18 protein-coding genes are annotated in these 16381 nt (G+C 28.6%); 6 read left to right on the top strand and 12 right to left on the bottom strand.

Annotated elements, in window-relative coordinates:
- Positions 1-11: 11 nt before the first annotated feature.
- A complete protein-coding gene (locus AXG55_RS10655; protein WP_148698107.1) occupies positions 12-1028 on the bottom strand; it encodes a hypothetical protein in 1017 nt (338 codons plus the stop codon).
- Positions 1029-1360: 332 nt separating this feature from the next.
- On the opposite strand from AXG55_RS10655, the gene AXG55_RS10650 reads away from it, so the two are divergent.
- From AXG55_RS10650 to AXG55_RS10640, 3 genes are all read left to right on the top strand, one after another.
- Complete coding sequence (locus AXG55_RS10650; RefSeq protein WP_148698106.1) at positions 1361-2557, top strand: amidohydrolase family protein; 1197 nt, start codon at positions 1361-1363, stop codon at positions 2555-2557.
- Positions 2558-2571: 14 nt separating this feature from the next.
- Complete coding sequence (locus tag AXG55_RS10645) at positions 2572-2838, top strand: amidohydrolase family protein (protein WP_148698105.1); 267 nt, start codon at positions 2572-2574, stop codon at positions 2836-2838.
- Positions 2839-2965: 127 nt separating this feature from the next.
- Positions 2966-4612 (top strand): ABC-F family ATP-binding cassette domain-containing protein, encoded by a 1647-nt coding sequence (locus AXG55_RS10640; protein ID WP_148698104.1) that lies wholly within the window; start codon positions 2966-2968, stop codon positions 4610-4612.
- A 28-nt stretch (positions 4613-4640) separates the two neighbouring features.
- Here AXG55_RS10640 and AXG55_RS10635 read toward each other — a convergent pair whose 3' ends face one another.
- From AXG55_RS10635 to AXG55_RS10615, 5 genes are all read right to left on the bottom strand, one after another.
- The gene (locus AXG55_RS10635) at positions 4641-5567 is read right to left on the bottom strand and encodes a sterol desaturase family protein (protein WP_148698103.1); all 927 of its coding nucleotides are present in this window, start codon (positions 5565-5567) and stop codon (positions 4641-4643) included.
- Positions 5568-5917: 350 nt separating this feature from the next.
- Positions 5918-6145: an HAD family hydrolase gene (locus tag AXG55_RS10630; protein ID WP_148698102.1), complete on the bottom strand. Its 228-nt coding sequence runs from the start codon at positions 6143-6145 to the stop codon at positions 5918-5920.
- Between the two features lie 212 nt (positions 6146-6357).
- The gene (locus AXG55_RS10625) at positions 6358-7440 is read right to left on the bottom strand and encodes a hypothetical protein (RefSeq protein ID WP_148698101.1); all 1083 of its coding nucleotides are present in this window, start codon (positions 7438-7440) and stop codon (positions 6358-6360) included.
- A gap of 63 nt (positions 7441-7503) precedes the next feature.
- Entirely contained in the window at positions 7504-7797 is a 294-nt protein-coding gene (locus AXG55_RS10620; protein WP_148698100.1) for a hypothetical protein, read from the bottom strand.
- 90 nt (positions 7798-7887) lie between these two features.
- The gene (locus AXG55_RS10615; protein WP_233231159.1) at positions 7888-8247 is read right to left on the bottom strand and encodes a nuclear transport factor 2 family protein; all 360 of its coding nucleotides are present in this window, start codon (positions 8245-8247) and stop codon (positions 7888-7890) included.
- A gap of 298 nt (positions 8248-8545) precedes the next feature.
- On the opposite strand from AXG55_RS10615, the gene AXG55_RS10610 reads away from it, so the two are divergent.
- Positions 8546-9685, top strand: a complete 1140-nt coding sequence (locus AXG55_RS10610; RefSeq protein ID WP_148698098.1) for a ubiquitin carboxyl-terminal hydrolase family protein — start codon at positions 8546-8548, stop codon at positions 9683-9685.
- Positions 9686-9709: 24 nt separating this feature from the next.
- Here the strand turns inward: AXG55_RS10610 and AXG55_RS10605 are convergent, their stop codons facing one another.
- Positions 9710-10186, bottom strand: a complete 477-nt coding sequence (locus AXG55_RS10605; protein ID WP_148698097.1) for a DUF4188 domain-containing protein — start codon at positions 10184-10186, stop codon at positions 9710-9712.
- A gap of 313 nt (positions 10187-10499) precedes the next feature.
- Here AXG55_RS10605 and AXG55_RS10600 point away from each other — a divergent pair, with 313 nt between their 5' ends.
- Positions 10500-11171: a hypothetical protein gene (locus tag AXG55_RS10600; RefSeq protein ID WP_148698096.1), complete on the top strand. Its 672-nt coding sequence runs from the start codon at positions 10500-10502 to the stop codon at positions 11169-11171.
- 3 nt (positions 11172-11174) lie between these two features.
- Here AXG55_RS10600 and AXG55_RS10595 read toward each other — a convergent pair whose 3' ends face one another.
- A complete protein-coding gene (locus AXG55_RS10595; RefSeq protein WP_148698095.1) occupies positions 11175-11711 on the bottom strand; it encodes an SRPBCC family protein in 537 nt (178 codons plus the stop codon).
- Positions 11712-12035: 324 nt separating this feature from the next.
- On the opposite strand from AXG55_RS10595, the gene AXG55_RS14885 reads away from it, so the two are divergent.
- A complete protein-coding gene (locus tag AXG55_RS14885; protein ID WP_233231158.1) occupies positions 12036-12203 on the top strand; it encodes a hypothetical protein in 168 nt (55 codons plus the stop codon).
- A 95-nt stretch (positions 12204-12298) separates the two neighbouring features.
- Here the strand turns inward: AXG55_RS14885 and AXG55_RS10590 are convergent, their stop codons facing one another.
- The 4 genes from AXG55_RS10590 to AXG55_RS10575 all read right to left on the bottom strand — a co-directional run bounded on the left by AXG55_RS10590 (position 12299) and on the right by AXG55_RS10575 (position 16353).
- Positions 12299-13135, bottom strand: a complete 837-nt coding sequence (locus AXG55_RS10590; RefSeq protein WP_148696237.1) for an IS3 family transposase — start codon at positions 13133-13135, stop codon at positions 12299-12301.
- 14 nt (positions 13136-13149) lie between these two features.
- Positions 13150-13437 carry a transposase gene (locus tag AXG55_RS10585; RefSeq protein WP_148696238.1) on the bottom strand — a complete coding sequence of 96 codons (288 nt, stop codon included), beginning with the start codon at positions 13435-13437 and terminating at the stop codon, positions 13150-13152.
- Positions 13438-13724: 287 nt separating this feature from the next.
- Positions 13725-14795 (bottom strand): ABC transporter ATP-binding protein, encoded by a 1071-nt coding sequence (locus AXG55_RS10580; RefSeq protein WP_148698094.1) that lies wholly within the window; start codon positions 14793-14795, stop codon positions 13725-13727.
- A complete protein-coding gene (locus tag AXG55_RS10575; protein ID WP_233231157.1) occupies positions 14785-16353 on the bottom strand; it encodes an ABC transporter permease in 1569 nt (522 codons plus the stop codon). Before AXG55_RS10575 ends, AXG55_RS10580 begins: the two co-directional genes overlap by 11 nt.
- Positions 16354-16381: the final 28 nt, after the last annotated feature.

The raw sequence follows: 16381 nt of genomic DNA, 5'->3' as shown, positions 1-16381 counted from the left end.
TAGCTATTTTATTATGCATCAAGTAATTCAATCAAATTATAGTTATCTTTTGATTTTATTATAAATTTATGAACGCAGCCAAAGTTATCGCTTATGTTCCAATTCAATCGAATATCGCCACCATTGGCTCCTGTGTTAAAGCACATTCTTAATGCTCTAAGATGTCTATAATCACTTACTAGCCAAATTTTATCATGGTTATTTGTTTTTTCATATATTTCATATGGAGTAATATATGTTGCATCTTTTCTTATAACGGCAGATTTAAATGAGGTTTTAGAACTATATATGTCTACAAAATAGCATAATTTTGAATTACTATAAAATGTATTTAAAATTTCTTCATTGCGAACGGTAAGATTATAAGGTAATTTCCAATAGTAAATATCAACATCTATTTTATCTTTTGAATATGAATCTTCTCTTCTATGATCTAAAAGATCCTTGACGCCTACTTTAATTGCTGTGACTGGTGTAATAACTACACTACTTTGGTTTGCAACAGAATGAGTAGTTTCTGTTGTTCCATCATCTAGTTTAATGACAGCCATTAGTTTCTGTGACTGAATAGGTACATTTGAGCTGCAGCGGATATATCTATTTATAACCTCAAAACTTCTATTATCAGATCTATTTTCAGAACTTGACGTATCAAATTGTGTTTCAATATTTGCTATTTCAGAATCGACATCAGATTCCATTCGTGATGAAATTATGCCTTGGTCAAACTCATTTTTATCATTATCGCAATACCAACCTGTTGGTATTGAAGAATTTAAATTAGAAGAATAAGAAACAACTTTTATACTATTTTTTTCATTATTGCTTAAATCTTTTTTCTCCCATTGACTTGTTACTGCATTATAAACGAGTTTTCTAGCTTGAATTTCAACTTTGCATTGTTGATTTCCATTGGCATACATTCTAGAATCGCCAATAATTTCAATGCGGAAAACATCTAAATTTATTGTGCTTGATTTTGGTGATAGAATATTATCAGTTCTTTGATCAATATTTAGATTTGTCATCATATTGTCCTTATAAAAATTGTTATAAAATGCAGTAGCAATAACGAAACAGTAAACTTCAAAAAGAAGAAAAAATGAAAATGAGGCATACGTATTATTCAATATTTAAAATTAAAATCAAGGACATAAAAAAATTATTTTTACTTTTTAATTTTAATATATTTTAAAAATTTTAATTATTTTTTAAATATAAAGTTATTGATAACTTTAAAAATTTTTTATTACTATAAATTAATGGATTTTTTAAAAAATAAATTAAAATTTAAATAATTTGTTATTTTTTAAAAAACAATATATAAAAATTTTTTAATTTATTTAGGGGGAAAAATGAAATGACAAAAATTGCTCTTCTCATAATAGTTATTTTTTACTTTTCTACATCATATGCAGCAAGTGATACCGTTATAAAAAATATTCAAATTATAACCTATGAAAACAAATTTAATCCAGAATATGGCTATATTGTTATTTCAGGTCATAAAATAAAAAATGTAGGAAAAGGGGCTTATAAAAATAATGTCAATAATGCAGATGTGATTGATGGAAAAAACATGTTTGTTATTCCTGGTCTCATAGATTCGCATAACCATATAGATTCTATACTAGGATTCGATAATAGCACACAATTAAAAAGAATTGATCTTGTGAATGAATATAGAAATCAATTACCAAGAAGTTATCTCTATTTTGGATATATAACTTTGATTGATTTATCTACGAGCGATCAAGAAATTATTTCAGAATTTAAGGGGCAACCAGAGCGCCCCGATTTATTTACAAGTGGGGGAGCAATTACAGAATTTAACGGCTATCCTATGGTATTTTTAAATGAAGAAGAAAAATTAAAAAAATTGCCAAATTTTATTATGAGTGTAGAGAATAAAAAGACTGATAATATTAAACTTAAAAAGGATCATTCTCCAGAAAAATTAGTAAATAATATTCTAAAAAACAGTGGTACTTTTGTTAAAGTTTTTTATGAACCTGGTTTTAATGAACAGAATAAATTCCCTGTTCCGTCATTAAATAATATAAAAGCAGTTATTGAGCAATCTCATAAAAAGCAATTACCCGTTATTATGCATGCAAATTCAGCAATTGCACAAAGATTTGCCATCAAGGCAGGTGCAGATGGGGTTGCGCATGGTTTATGGAATTGGAATACTGGAAATAAAACAAATATTATGCCTGAAAATATTAAAGAGATATTAAATGATATTGCAAATAAAAAAGTGGGCTATCAAGCGACAATAAGGACTATGGGAGGACTTTTCGATCTCTTTGATGAGAATTATTTTTCTGATCCCAATTTATCTAAAGTAGTGCCGCAAAGTTTATTAAATTGGTATCAAACAAAAGAAGGGGAATGGTTTAAAAATGAAATTATAGAAGACAACGATGAAGAAAAAGTAAAAAATCAAATTAAATTGGCATATGATCGTGCCTTAATTTCTTTAGGGTATTTAGCGCAAAAAGAGGGCTTTCTGTTATTTGCATCGGATACTCCTTCTGCTCTCCTCCGGGATTGAATAGTTATCTTGAAATGAAAGAATGGCTTAAAGCAGGTGTTTCTTTAGATAAAATTCTTGAAGCAGCTACAATTAATAATGCAAAATTTTTTAATTTAAATGATGCATATGGATCCATTGCAGATGGAAAAATAGCTAATATTCTTCTTTTAAAGAAAAACCCATTAGAATCTATTGAAGCCTATAATGAAATTGACTCTGTTATTATTCATGGAAAAATCTATGAAAGGGAAGTTTTTTCAGCAAATTCAAAAATGAAACATCAATCTTCTATCAATTAAAAGATAGGAAATGAATCGAAAAAATTTATTTTAAATAAAAATGAATTTTAAAACATAAAAAAATTTATAAATTGTCTCCATTTAGTTAATTTCATGATGCTTCTTAAGAAAGGAATTTTTATAATTTATGATATTAACCGACGTAAAATATAATCAACAGAAGAATCAAGGAATTATTATTTCAGATCTTAGTTTTAATTGGCCAGATGAAACGAAAGTATTTAGTCATCTTAATGCCAAATTTGGTAATGAAAAAATCGCCATTATCGGGAAAAATGGAGTAGGAAAATCTACTTTATTGCGTTTAATTGTGGGTGAAATAAAATGCTATTCTGGATCAATTCAAATTCCAATGAACATAGGATATCTTCCGCAAAATTTACTAAATTTTCATTCAATAACTTTAATGCAATTATTTGGAGTTGAAAAAGAAATTAAGGCCATACAAGCAATATCTCGAGGTGATGTTAATCTTGAATTATTTGAAATAATTGATAATAAATGGGATATTGAGGATCGCATTGCAGCATTTTTAGCAAAACGAAATTTGCCGCATATGGATCTTACAAGAACACTGGGAAGTTTGAGTGGAGGTGAAGCGGTTCGCACTTATGTGGCTGCTTTGGTTTTTCGTGGTGCTCATTATTTGGTATTAGACGAACCTACGAATAATCTCGATTCAAATTCTTCAGAAGAAGTTATTGAAATGATTTCCACATGGGAAAAAGGTGCGCTTATTGTGAGCCATGATCCTCTGTTATTAGAGCATGTAGAGCAATGTGCTGAATTGTATCAGGGAAAAATTCGAATATATGGTGGAAATTTTAAGTTTTATCTGGAACAACGGCAATTAGAAGAAGATGCTGCAAATAGAGCTTATCAAAATGCAGAAAAAGAATTACAAATAAAAAAACAACTTGAGCAACGTACAATTGAAATAGCGGCACAGCGCAGTAGAAATGCAAAGAAAAATCAAAGTTCCTTAGGATTGCCAAAGGTAGCAATAAATTTTTTTATCAATCGTTCTGAGAAATCGGCAGGAAAAAATAGAGAACTTCACGATCAAAAAGTAGCTGACGCAAAAGAGCGTTTGCAAGAGACAAAAGAAAATATACGGATTGACGAAAAAATTTTAATTGATTTACCAGAGACTATTGTACATCAAGATAAAAAAATTCTTGAAGTAAAATCTGTTAATTATTCCTATTCAAATGGAAAAAAATTATTTGGATCGAATGGAGTTACATTTTCTGTTTTTGGTCCAGAAAGAATTGCCATTCAAGGGAAAAATGGCTCTGGAAAATCAACATTACTTTCCTTAATTTCGGGGCAATTAAAGCAGGATAGTGGCATTATAGAATATGGAACAGAACAAATAGGTTATCTCGATCAGAGTTTAAAGGGAATAGACTCTCAGAAAAGTGTTTATCAAAATGTTTTACAAAAAGCATCAAATCTTTCTGAATCTGAAATTAGAATTCGGCTTGGGCGATTTCTATTTAGCAATCAACGCGCCTTTTTACCCGTAAATACTCTAAGCGGTGGCGAGAGATTTCGCGCTTTGCTTGCGACCATTTTAAATGCACAACCAGCTCCCCAACTTCTTATTTTGGATGAACCAACAAATAATTTAGATTTAACAAGCGTTAAACAATTGGAAGAGGCTATTCGTGCGTTTCGCGGAGCACTCCTTATTGTAAGTCATAATGCCGATTTTTTAAATAAAATTGGCATCACGCGTTACTTGAAAATAGTAGAATTTTGTGGTGTGTAATTATTTAAATTACCATGATTTGAATTTTTCATCTATTATAAGATTTTTGATTATAATATTCGTCTTGAAGCTGTTTTGATGTTTTTGTGCGACCATCGTGACTCCATCCTGGAATATAAAAAAAGTAAAGTAATTTATTTTTTATTCCTTTTGCCATGGCCATGTCATGAAACATTATTTTAAATGTTTCAAAATTTAATTTAAATATATTATCTGTCTTAAGATCATGTAAGACGCCATATTCAACTTTTTCTTTTTCTCTTTCAAATGTTTTGAATAAAATATCCCAAATTATAAAAATTCCTCCATAATTTTTGTCAAGATATTGTATGTTTTTTGCATGATGAACTCTATGATGGCTTGCGGTATTAAAAATAGAATCTAATAAATAAATTCTTCCTGTATATTTTGTATGTAACCAAAATTGGTAGGTAAAATTAATTGCCATTTGAAAAAAAATATCTTCTAATTTAAAACCTAATAAATAAAGTGGAATATAAAATAAACCTTGAGGAGCATAATCTATAAAAGAAGCCCTTAAAAAAACGGTGAAATTATATTGTTTGGAGGAATGATGTACTTCGTGAATACACCATAGAAATCGACTCATATGAGAAATTCTATGAAACCAATAATAGCAAAAATCATCTGTAAAAATAAGAATTATAAATGCCCACCAATATAATTTTTCTCCTTTTATTAAAGCACTCCAAACGCCAGGCATTTCAAAAAAAGAAAATCGTGAAAATATATCGTATAAAAATATAGTTAAAGAGGTAACCAATATGACAGGAAATATAGTATAAAATAATCCAGTACCTATATTAAATAAGGAATCATTTTTTTCGTAATCATTAGAATTTTTCTTATTTGATATTAAATACTCTATGAATATAGCTAAAAAAAATATTACATATGAACAAATACTAAAAGCATTTAAATATTTTTCTACCACATTAGTGCTCCTTTAATTAAAGAATGAAAATTTATTAATTATTTTAAATATGTTAAGTGTTGTTTCTTTTATCTAAAATTTGATGTGTTGTCAATATTGCGAGTTCCTTTAAAGGTAAATGATTAAATTTCGTGATTTTATCTATATTCTAATGCTGTAAGATTATCAAGAGTATAATTTATGCAATTTCGATTATAAAAACAGCTTAATATATCCCATAACCAGATTATTTTGTTTCTTTAATATAAAGAAAATTATATTTATCAATAGTCTCTTTTTATCTTTCGCTAAAAGTGACAACTTGAATGGTGATCGTTCTAAAATTTTTAAATTTGTTGAATGTATAAAAGTTAAGAAAGATGTGACTTTAAAATAATCTGGTTTATTGCATGTTCTAATTCAGCAGCAGGAACGATAAGATCTGCTTTATTTAATTCAGTCACAGAGCGAGTTTTTGTCAACGCAATACAGAAACAGCCTGCATTTTTAGCTGCAGCAATGCCATTAGGAGAGTCTTCTATAACTATTCTATTTTTTGGAGAGAAATTTTTACTATGGTATGCAGAAGCGAATGACAATCTAATATCTTTATGGTTTTTTTGATTATGACTCTATCAAACTTTAAAAATAAAAATAGTCATCATTAAGAATAGAAGATTATAAGAAGTTAGCAAGAAGTGGAAAAGGAAATTGGTATGCCGCTCATTTTTCACAATGAAGTTGTTTTTTGCCATTAATTCGAATAAATAATTATTTTATGGGAATTTTTTTTAATGAAAGACGATTTTATTTAATCAATCAATCCATTTTGAGCTCTGTTGTATAGTTTTTCTGTTAAATAGTTTATTATTTTTTCAGAATTTACTTCTTGATTTTCACTATATCCAATCCATTGGGCAAATGACTTATATGCTATCGGATTATAATATTTATTGAGTTCATTAAAAGATTCAGTTAAAACTCTTCGAATCGTATCTTTATTTATATATTTCAAATTATCAATTTTTTTTCTAAAAGATCCGTTTTTGTTTCTTAAAAAATCTTCAATGTCATAATCATTGAAATGACTTGTGGGTCTCGATAAAGCCAAAGCTTTAATAACTCCCCATGGCGTACTTTTATAATTCATTTGGTTTTGTAAATAAGCAAAACTCCATCCATGATCTATTTTAACAAAATCGTATTTATAACCATATTTGAGATCTGCTTTATTCGCTACTTTAGCAATACCAATATTCCCAATGTGTATATCATAATCTCCAAGCCAGAGGCTGGCTGCAAGCACTTCACCTAAATTGGAAGAATAAAATGTCTTAACAAAACTTGCCATTTTATCTTTAGGAATAATTTTTGGGCGATCATTAAGATTAAGTATTTTAAATATCTCACGGAATTCGTCAAAAAATACAGAGCCTATAAAGATTTCGGTATGCAAATCATTTGTAACAAAATTTTGAGTCACTATTGTATTATGTCTTTTTGCTAAGATGACATGAGCTCCGTGTTCTGCTAAAAAGGCATCATATAATCGTGAGGCTATTAATTCTGCAATGTTTTCACCGTCATTTCTTCCTTGTTTAAATAAAAGTGTATAATTTTTTCCATTGAGATTAATGGAGTAAATTCCAGTAACATCTTCTTTTGCTTTTTGCCCACCGATTTTTCCCGATTTTTTTTCATATTTGCTTATATCATCTGGAAAAATTATTTTATCTTTTGATATAGCAGGTTTTATTTTTGCAAAATTACTTTCGTTTTTGTTTTTATTTTGTGATATAATTCCTTCTTTATTATCAAAATTTCTTCCGCACGAAATAAAAAAAGATGGTAGAATAAAAAAAATAATTAAAATATTTCTTATAATGATGGGCATGTTTTCTCCAGTATTAGTATTACTTTAAAAAATTCTTATCATTAGCTTATACAAAATATTATTTTAATTACATTTGAAAATATATTGATATTTTTTTATAGAAGATGTCTGTGCATTTGTTGTGCCATTATTTGAATTGTTTATAGTGGTTTGAGATCCTTCTGTAATTTGATTCATTTTTATTAATGTTGCTTTTTTACCACAATATTGATCTGCTTCCTTTTGAAAATCTTCTTTTGAATCCCATTGTTCACCTTGGAATGTGACTGTATTTGATTCTTTATCAAATCCGACCATTTTGACAGTGACGCAAGCTGAAATCATTATGATGGATGCAAAGCAGACGAGAAACCTCATGGCTAGACTTCCTTTCCAAAAGATTAATTTATAAAATAACTTTATATGCTTTCATTTCTATTTCAAGGAATCAAATTGATGACATACTTTTTACCGTGAACAATTTGTCCCTTGATGAAAAATAATTTGCCACTTGTCATTTATATATTTCCAAATTGAAGTTCGTAGCGAGTAAAATTTATCATTTTTAACCGCAACATAATTTGCTAAAATAATCTCTTCAGACATCTTATTAATATTGAATTTTTCTAGCTTATAATGGACTTCAACTTCTTCTAAAAGTGCATTTATAATTTCTAATTTATTAAAAATGTGACCTGAGCTTGCATATTCTATGAATTCTTCTGCGAGAAGTGTCTCTAATTCTTTTTTTGAGCATCTTACGAAGGGCTGTAATAATCTTTCTTCTAAGCCTTTAATATGCTCTATAAGTTTCAGGTTTTCTGTCATAGTTTTTCCTTTTTTTAAGTTGTTTAAATAACATTTAATAGATATCATAAGCGGGTGATCTTGTCATGACTGTGATTTTTATCTAGTCATAAGTATTTGATATTTTTATATTAAAATAAGGGGAAAAAATTTATTTCGAGATTTTATTGTTGATATTATTGACTATTTTTTATTAAGTGTTTTTTATTGTTATAAAATGCTTGTTTAATTTGATAAAGTATAATAACAAATTAAAGATTTTAATTGTATGAGAATGTAATTATCTTTTTTTTCTTTAAAATACCTGGAAAATATATATATGATAAAAAAATTATCTGTAATTCTCTTGTTTTTGTTAGCTTTTATGATTGCTTCTTGCGATAATTCGGGACAAAGTTCATTAGGCAGTTCAGGAAAATCTCCAGCACAAAATACTCCAAGTAATTCAAATGGTTTAAGTGCATTTAAAAACCAAGCGAATTTCTTGTCACAAGCGCTTGGAACCACAAATTTGGGAAATACTTGTTTTGCAAATTCGGTGCACAAATTAATTTGGTCCTATTTAAGAAACGGAGATAAAGTCTCTGCCATTCCCCAAAAAACGCTTTTGCAGAAAGAATTTTATGGTTTCATGAATTCTTTAGACATAAATTTTGATGCTGTTTTAAATAATAATTTCTCGCAAAATTCTGATCCAGGATTTAAAAATAAACTGAATTTAGTATTTAATGAATTTTCTCTTGAGCAACGTAATGCGACAGGATCTGAAACAATTTCAGGTATGAAAATAAGATCTGATCAAATGGATGCGGATGAATATTTCAAATTATTGGCAGACTATATTGAGTTAAACTCAATTCAAAATTCATTTATGGTGTCTTCTCAAATTTTATTAAAAAATGGTGTTAAAAAACCTTTAAATACAGAATCTTTAAACACAGGTCATTTTTCGAGTAATATATTTTATTCATTAAATTTAAATGATAATGATAAATCACTTGATGAATTGATGAAATCAAATTTGACAGAAGAAGTTGAAGATGTTTTAGATGAAAATACAAAAACCAAGCATAATGAGATAAAGAGAACATATCTTACTTTAAGTGATATTAATAATTATCCAAAAAAACTTTTTATAACTTTGAAGCGATTTTATTTTGATGGGCAATTCAATAATAAAATTGAAGATAAAATTAAAATTCCAAATAATTTAGCAATTTATTTTCATTTGATAAATAATCACGAAAAAACTTATAGAGAAGTAAATTATTATTTACAAGGTGTCATTATTCATAATGGTACTTCAGCTGCTGGTCATTATTATGTCTACATTAATGACGGTGGAAAATGGTATCGACATGATGATGCTCATGTTAGTGAAATAATGACAAGTGAAGATCAAAAACAAATGTGGAATGATATTGAAAAAAATGGTTATATACTTTTATTTGATTCATGAAATTGAATGAATTCTTTCTATAAATTATTTTAATCCCAGACGTAATTTTGCAGAAAGTGTTTTGTTTTGAATAGCCTCTAATTGTCCCGCTTTCCCTAAGCCAAAAGTGGGCATGTTATGATAAATTGTTTCATAGTTTCCCTCTTTAATTAGATATGTTTCATGCCATATTCCAACAGAGTGATCAGTTATTTTTTTATGAAATGATGCCCATGCAGGAAGATGCTGCGCATTTTTATTATTTGCATAGCTAATGAGTTGATCTAATGATTGCCAATATTGAACAACCATAACTTTAGAAAAAAAACCACCAATCCATATTTCATGATGCAAAAATCCAAAATCCGGATTTTTATATAATTCATTGATCATTTTTGGCATTTGAGAAGCTATGGGCATCCATTTGTGAAATTTAAGAAAATTATTGATTCTCATACCAATTAAAAAAATAACAAAATCACCTTCTATTTTTGCTGTGAATTTTCCTTTATTTATTGCCATAAATATTTCCTATTATATTATTAGAAATTATTTTTAAATAAGAGCTATAATGAAATCATAGCATGAAAGCTGAATTGATCAAATTAGGTTATTTATTTTAAAATAGCTAAGCTGTTACTTTGTATAAGAAATGTCTTAGAGAATAAAAAACACTCTTTTTTAATCTTTTAATGCATTGATTTAATTGAGTAAAAATATACTTATTCACGATTTATAAATAACAATCCGATATATAACCTGTACGTGGCTTTGTGCTGATTTGTCTTGGTTTTGCAATTTTTAGTCGAAATAATTTAGTTGAAAAAAGGATTTTATGAGTTCTTCTGATCCTGAAAAACCACAGAATTTACCAACACCTGCTGAAGATACTGAGGCATCTGACGCCTCTCAGGTGATGCCTAATTCTGTGGATAAGAACTCAGAGTCTGAGCAAACGTCATTTGCAGAAGAAAAGCCTGTAGTAGTGGAAGAAAAGCCTGTAGTAGTGCCTGATCCTCAGCAGGAACCCCAGTTAGAGGTAACAGCAGAAGCGTCAGCAGAAGCGTCAGCAGAATTGTCCTCCTCTTCTGAGGTCAAACCTGAATCCAAAGAAGAAAATCCGACCCATACTCCCCCTCCAAATGACAAATCGGAAGAAGCTGGAAAGCTGGAAGGTGAGGAATCTGCCGGAGCTTCGGTGCATGCTATTTTTGGGAAATCCAAACAGGGTGTGGAAGCAGGAATTATTACTTTAGCTATTTCATTTATCAATGAGTATGAGAAATATGGTTTGACAGATTATTTAAAACTTATAGAAGAATTAGAAAAATATGCTAAGGATTTAGTGGAGCAAAATAATACCTATAAATCGTACCGTATTACCAAGTCTAAATCGCACTTAAACAGGCTTGTTTATATAAAATCATTGCCAGATAGAGGAGCCATCACAGAAGAAGAATGTTCCTTAGCAATATTAGATTTCATAGAAGAATTTGATAAAATCTAAAGATTATTTTTTTATATTTTCTGCTAATTTTTTAAGGTTTTGCAGACCTTTTTCAAACTCACTTCCAATAATTTTATCTCTATCAATGAAAACGCAAAATAATTTAGAGATAAAATTGGCTTTTCCTTTTATTGTCCATGAAATATTTGTTGCATTTCCATCTGCTTTAAATGAAAATTCAACATTATTTGTGTCTGAAAAGGGTTTTATCATATCAAGTTGGATTTTTATAAAAGCATATGGCTGGGTTTCGATTATGGTCATACTTCCTGTGCCCACGTCATTGTTACCTTCCCAGCTATAACTGGCTCCTTTACCTGATATGGGTCCTTTAAATATTTGTTTTGCTTGGGGGTCGATTTTTGACCAAGGATTCCATTCTGTAAACTTGCGCAGATCATTTACATAATTAAATACTGTTTCAGGTGGTGCATTGATTTTTAATTCACGAACAATTTTAAAATTTGAAGGCTGCATTGAAACGTAACTTAAAAATATAGTAATGAGGATAAAAATTAACAAAAATATTTTGCGAATCATATATAATATTCTCCTTTTTTTATTCAATTAATTAGTAAATAACATAATATGAGAATCAAGTCGAAAATAGGTAATACTTTCTCAAACATATTTTTTGACATATGATTTTTTGAATTCTAATCTTTCTTTATAGAGTCTGCATAATAAAATTAATACTTCCCAATAGTATTAAGAATTGATGTAGCATAAATTCTCAAATTTACATGAGATTATTATAAGTGTTGTAATGTGAGAGTAAATTATATTTTAAAAAATAATTATCTTTTCATTATAAATATTTATAATATCTAACCAATATTTGAAATAGCCGAAGGGTATAATTTTATGGATGAAATAGGTTTATTCAATACAAATTATCTTGAGAATTATAATAATAATTTAAATTTATCATTACAAAATGAAAGTATTGATATTTGGAAAAAATTTATGTTTTTTGAACCACAGGAAAATAATGCTTTATATGTGAATTTTAGCATCTTTAGATATATTTGATTTTAATAATTTTGCAGAGAAAATTAAGTATAAAAATTGGAGTGACAAATGGTTTATCATAGATGGCACTGGTGTGATCCCCGAAAAGTGGACGGTTAAATTTCATAATTTTTTTCATACTCTAATGGTGCAAGATAATCAAGGGCAGAGTGCGCACGAATTCGATTATAAAACACCTCAATATATTCTATAATCGAAGATTTTGCTTCTTTTCTAGTAAGAAAATTGCATCGATGTACCAATTCTTTTTTTAGAGTGGAAAAAAATGTTTCTGTAATAGAATTCTCATAGCAGCTATTGCTCATGCTTTGATGAAAATGATTTAATTTTAAATATTTTCTAACTTCTTTACTTGAATATTGTGATCCTTTGTCACTATGAAAAATTATTCCATTTGGAAAATGAGATCTTTTTTTGTATGCCATGTTTAGTGAATTCAAAACAATTTCTCTTTTTAGATTATCTTGCATGCTCCAACCAATTATTGCTCTTGAAAAAGTATCCAATATTATGCACAAATAAACCCAGCCCTCTTTCGTTGGAATATAAGTAATATCGCTGGTCCAAAGTTCGTTGGGCTTATAGGAAGTAAAATCCCCTGAAATTAAATTCGGAAAATGTATCGCTTGCCTATCAACCTTTGTTGTTGTTTTAAATTTAGGTTTGCCGACCCCATTCAGATTTAGTTTCTTCATAATCTTGGATATTCGTTTTTTTCCAACTTTAATAAATGACTTTTTAAGTGTTGATAAAATTCGCCGTCTTCCATATGTACCCCTTGAAGAAGTATGTATTTTTTTTATTTCTTCTTCAAGGCTAAACTCAAATTGATGATTTTTATCTTTACACTCAAGCCATTTATAAAATCCACTTTTAGAAACGCACATTACTTTGCAAAGTAAAAGAATAGGATAATTAAGCTTCTCTAGCAATATAAACTCGTATTTTAATCGAGTTGCTTTGCAAAGAAGCTTGCCGCCTTTTTTAGGATTTCATTTTCCTTTTTTAAAAGCTCGTATTCTCGCTTTAGCTTTTTCAATTCGTCAGAGTTTTTCTTTATATTTGAATTTTCCTTTTCGCCAATAGAACGCTTCCAGCTATTCAGAGTGGGGTAGGAAACCTCAAACTCCCTAGCTATCTGAGCCATGCTTTTAGGGCTATTTTCTAAGACTTCAAGGACTTGGTTTTTAAACTCAAGAGAATATTGACTTTTAACTGATTTCTTCTTTACCATGGGACAACCCTTCTATATGAACGCCTAAGTTCATAGCATATTGTCCACTAAAAGGAATCACTTTACACCATGATTTCGGGAGGTACAAACATATTCCAAATTTTTAACAATACAAATCATCCCAATATCCTTTATTATGAAAGTGGAAGTAAATATTTGTAATTTGGTCTTGATTTACAAATGGCAGGCGTCGTTGTCTGTCCTAAAAAAGAATCTACTGAAGAGATGAAGATTTTAAGTCAAACAGTTATTTTTTCCTTAAAAGAATTTTTAAATGTATTTAAATACTAGTCTGGAAAATAAAATAAAAGATTATTCTTTATTTCTAGTGAAATACGATTTCCTATTTTAAGATCTTCTTGTGATGAAAATTGAGCAATAATATTACCAAACTCCTCGGTTATTAATTTTGCTAAGACATAGGAACCAAAATATTGAATAGAAATAATTTGAGCGTTAAAACAAATATTATTTTCATCAGTTTGTGATTGAATAGAAATGGCTTCGGGACGAAAGTAAAGATATAAATTTTTATTATCTTGAATTTGAAAAATATTTTTATTCAGAATTGGAAATTTTTTAACGAGAATATTTGTTACTATAACTTTATTTATCATTCCAAAAAATGAGGCAACAAAGGAGTTTTTAGGATGATGATATATTTTTTGAGGTGTATCAAATTGCTCTATTTCACCATTATTTAATATAATGATTTTATCTGAAAACATGAGAGCTTCTGTTGCATCATGGGTAACGAATAATGATGTCATTTGACTTTGCTTTAAAATATTTCTGACTTCAAGACAAAGAGTTCTTCTTAAATTCATATCTAAACCTGAAAAAGGTTCATCAAGTAACAAGATTTTTGGTAAAGGAGCGAGAGACCTTGCTAAAGCGACGCGTTGTTGTTGACCACCGGATAATAAGTGAGGATATGTGTCATGAAAACTTTCCATTTTTACAAGGGTAAGCATTTCAAAAACACGTGCTTTTTTTTCTAATTTATTTAAATGCGAGAGCCCATATTCGATATTTTTCTGAATCTTAATGTGAGGAAATAAAGCAAGATCTTGGAAAACAAGCCCTACTCCTCTTTTTTCGGGAGCAATGTGAATAGATTTACCAGCAACTTCTTCATTTTCAATAAATATTTGCCCTTTAGATAGGGGCTCAATTCCTGAAATAACACGTAATAATGTTGATTTACCGCAACCTGAAGACCCTAAAATACTAATAATTTCGCCTTTCTTAATATGAAAAGAAATATTTTTAAGAATATTTATATTATTATATTTATGAAAAATATTTTTTATATTTAATATTATATTATTATTGTCTTTAATTTTATCAGTCAGCATTTTTTGTTTCTTTTTTGGTATTGAGATTATATTTTGATAAAATATATACGGGTATAATTCCTAAAAAAACAATCAGTAAAGCAACGGGTGAAGCTTCTTTTAAGCGTTCATCAGAGGCAAGATTATAAGTTTTTATGGCAATGGTTTCAAAATTAAAAGGTCGTAGTACCATTGTGGCAGGTAATTCTTTAATAATATCTACAAATATTAAAATAAATGAAATTAATAATGAATTTTTTAATATAGGAAAATATATTTTAAATGTTGTAGTTATTGTGGAATATCCTAAAATACGGGATGCCCAAAATAAAGAGGGGGATATTTTTGTCATACTTGATTGAATGCTGTGAAAAGATACGGAAGTAAACTTTATAGAATAGGCATAAAATAATGCGAATATAGTTCCACTTAAAATGAGCGCAGGATATTCTTTCTGAAAAATAAAAAAATATATATTAGAAAATAAATCATCAAATATTTTTAAAGTGTATAATACTGTGATGGCCAAAACCGATCCTGGAATAGCATAACCAAGAGAAATACTTTCTGCCATAATCTTAATGGATTTTTCTCTTTTAAATTTTTTAATAGTAGCAAAGATAAATCCTAATAAAATACAAAATACAGAGGCACTTAAAGAAAGCAGGAAAGATCTTACTGAAATCTCTAAAAATTCTTTATCAAAAGCTTTCACCCCTAATTGATAGACATTGTATAAAAGAATAAATACCGGGAGAATAAATGCACATGTAATAGGAATAAAGCAGAAAATACTTGCCAAATATCCATAAATACCAGTGAGTTTTCTTTCTATTTTTTGTTTATAAGGAAGTTGATTTTGATAAAATCGTTTCTTTTTTTTAAAATATAAATCTAATAAGACAGCGCTGGTTATAAATGAAAAAAGAATGAATACGATTTGAATGGCTCCATTCATACTTCCCAAGCCAAACCATGTTCTATAAATACCTGTTGCTAAGGTATCAATAGAAAAAAAGTCCACAGTTCCAAAATCTCCCATAACTTCCATACAGACAAGCAACGTTCCTGAAAAAATAGCAGGCTGTGACAGGGGTAATATGATTTTCCAAAATGTTTTTAAAGGTGAATTATGAAATAACTTAGAAGCATAAATAATTGAAGGTGAAATTTCAGAAAAGGCTTGTTTGCTAAATAAATAAACATAGGGATAAAAGGCAAGACTCATAATGATGATAGCAGCAGCATATGAGTTTAAATCAATAAATTTATCCTTTTGAGAATAATATACATAAGCTAAAATATATGCAGGAAAAGAAAAAGGAAGTAATAATGCCCATTCAAATATTTTTTTAAGAGGAAATTGATAATAAGAAATGAGCCATGCTAATGACACACCTAATAATAAAGTAACAAAACAAACAGATGCTGATAAAAAAATGGTATTACTAATATATGTACCAAGTACTGTAGAATACAAATGTCTCCAGACTTCCCTGTCTGGTGACAAAAGATAAATAAAAATAGATGCAATGGGAATGATAAATACGGAAAGAAATAAAATTAAAAAAATCTTCAAACCCAAAACCTCAAATAATAATTAGGAA

The organism is Silvanigrella aquatica (assembly GCF_001907975.1).
GTDB lineage: Bacteria > Bdellovibrionota_B > Oligoflexia > Silvanigrellales > Silvanigrellaceae > Silvanigrella > Silvanigrella aquatica.
This window is presented reverse-complemented; position numbering and strand designations above follow the sequence as displayed.